Genomic DNA, 1,623 nt, shown 5'->3' on the forward strand with positions numbered 1-1,623 from the left:
GGTGTGGGCGGGGCAGCCGGGGGGTGTGAGGCTCACTTCGGCTCCAGTCGTCGGGTCTCCAGCAGATGGCGCACCAGCCCGATCAGCGCGTTGTGGGCCGAGCGGGGTTCACGGGCGTCGCAGGTCAGCAGAGGGGTCCCCGGGGCGAGGTCGAGGGCCTCGCGCACCTCCTCCTCGGGGTGGTTGGCGGAGTCGGGGAAGGTGTTGACGACCGCCGCATAGGTCAGGCCGTTGCTCTCCACCAGTTCCAGCGCGGTGAAGGAAGCCCCGAGGTCGCGGACGTCGACAAGCACCAGGGCGCCGTAGGCGCCCAGGGCCAGGGAGCCCCACAGGTGCCGGAAGCGGGGTTGGCCGGGTGCTCCGAACAGGTAGAGGGCCAAATCCGGGGTGACGGTCCGGCGCCCGAAGTCCAGGCCGACGGTGGTGGTGCTCTTGTCGTTCAGGCCGATCAGGGTGTCCACGCCCTCGCCGGCCGTGGTCATGGTCTCCTCGGTGCGCAGAGGTCTGATCTCACTGACCGCTTCTATGAAAGTGGTCTTGCCGACTCCAAAAGGGCCGGCGACCAGGATTTTCACCGCGGTCTGCACGCTGTCGCTCAGGTAGGTTTCACAGGGCGCGGAGGCCATGAAGCAGCTTCTCCAAAATCTCGACGTCCGGATCGGTGTCCTTCTCCGCCGCCGGGGCGCCGGTGGGCAGGGGGGTGTGGATCACCAGGTGGCCGGAGTCCAGCAGATCTCCGATCAGCACCCGGGTGACGGTCAGCGGCAGCCCGAGCCGTCCGGAGACATCCACCACAGCCAGGCGTCCGCCCCGGCACAAGGTGACGATGCGCCGCTCTTCGGGGCCCAGGTCGGTGGTGGGGGTGCCGGGGACCGCGACGAGCAGTGTGATCAGGTCCAGGCGGTGGGTGTTGCGGGTGGGAGAGGCGCGGCCCCCGGTGATGACATGGGGCCGCACCAGGTCCCGCCGCTGGCGGCGGGGGGTCACTGCTGATCGGCCCGGCGCGGTGCGGTGGTCAGGGCCTGCCCCATCTGGGAGGCGAGTTCGTGTGCGTGGTAGGCGACCTGCTCGACCTCGGACCCCGATTCGATGATCACTCCCAGAAGGGAGTTCTCGGCGCCCCGGACGAGCAGCAACAGACCGCGTTCGAATTCGATCATCGTCTGGCGCCAGTCGGCCGGGCTGTCGGACACCAATTCGCCCAGGGCCGCACCGGTGGAGCACACCGCGGACAGTCCGGCGGCGAAGCGGTCGAGGTCATCTCGGTCAAGGCCCTGGGAGCAGGCCCGAGGAAGACCGTCGCTGGAGGCCAGCACCACGTCTCGCACCCCCTCGCGGTCTGCCAACTGATTGAGCATCCAACGCAGGTTCTCGGAAGTCATCGCTGATCCTTCTGGGGTGTCTCGGAGCTGTTGGGCATGGCGCGGGCGGCACTGGTGCCGCGGAAGAGGGCGCCGATGGGCGCACTGGCCTCCACGGGAGGGCGGGAACTGCCGGCGGCACCGTCGCGGCGGGTCGCGGTGTCTGTCGGTGCCGGTGCGGTGCGGCGACGCCGGGGCAGCCCTCCGGCGGTCCTCGTCGGCACCTGCGCGGGCTCGCGGGCGGCGTCGGTGGGGGTGGGGG

The 1,623-nt window shown here is 70.2% G+C and carries 3 protein-coding genes and 1 pseudogene; all 4 read right to left on the reverse strand.

Features of this window, described 5'->3' with window-relative positions:
- Positions 1-32: 32 nt before the first annotated feature.
- Complete coding sequence (locus FOE67_RS25150) at positions 33-626, reverse strand: GTP-binding protein (protein ID WP_182667114.1); 594 nt, start codon at positions 624-626, stop codon at positions 33-35.
- Positions 607-987, reverse strand: coding sequence for a DUF742 domain-containing protein (locus tag FOE67_RS25155; protein ID WP_182667115.1), 381 nt, complete (start codon positions 985-987; stop codon positions 607-609). The genes FOE67_RS25150 and FOE67_RS25155 overlap by 20 nt, the downstream gene beginning before the upstream one ends.
- A complete protein-coding gene (locus FOE67_RS25160) occupies positions 984-1,382 on the reverse strand; it encodes a roadblock/LC7 domain-containing protein (RefSeq protein ID WP_182667116.1) in 399 nt (132 codons plus the stop codon). Before FOE67_RS25160 ends, FOE67_RS25155 begins: the two co-directional genes overlap by 4 nt.
- Positions 1,379-1,623: pseudogene (locus FOE67_RS29735) on the reverse strand (hypothetical protein); the annotation flags it as partial. The gene FOE67_RS25160 and the pseudogene FOE67_RS29735, both read right to left, overlap by 4 nt.

It is taken from the genome of Streptomyces calidiresistens (assembly GCF_014141525.1).
GTDB lineage: Bacteria > Actinomycetota > Actinomycetes > Streptomycetales > Streptomycetaceae > Streptomyces > Streptomyces calidiresistens.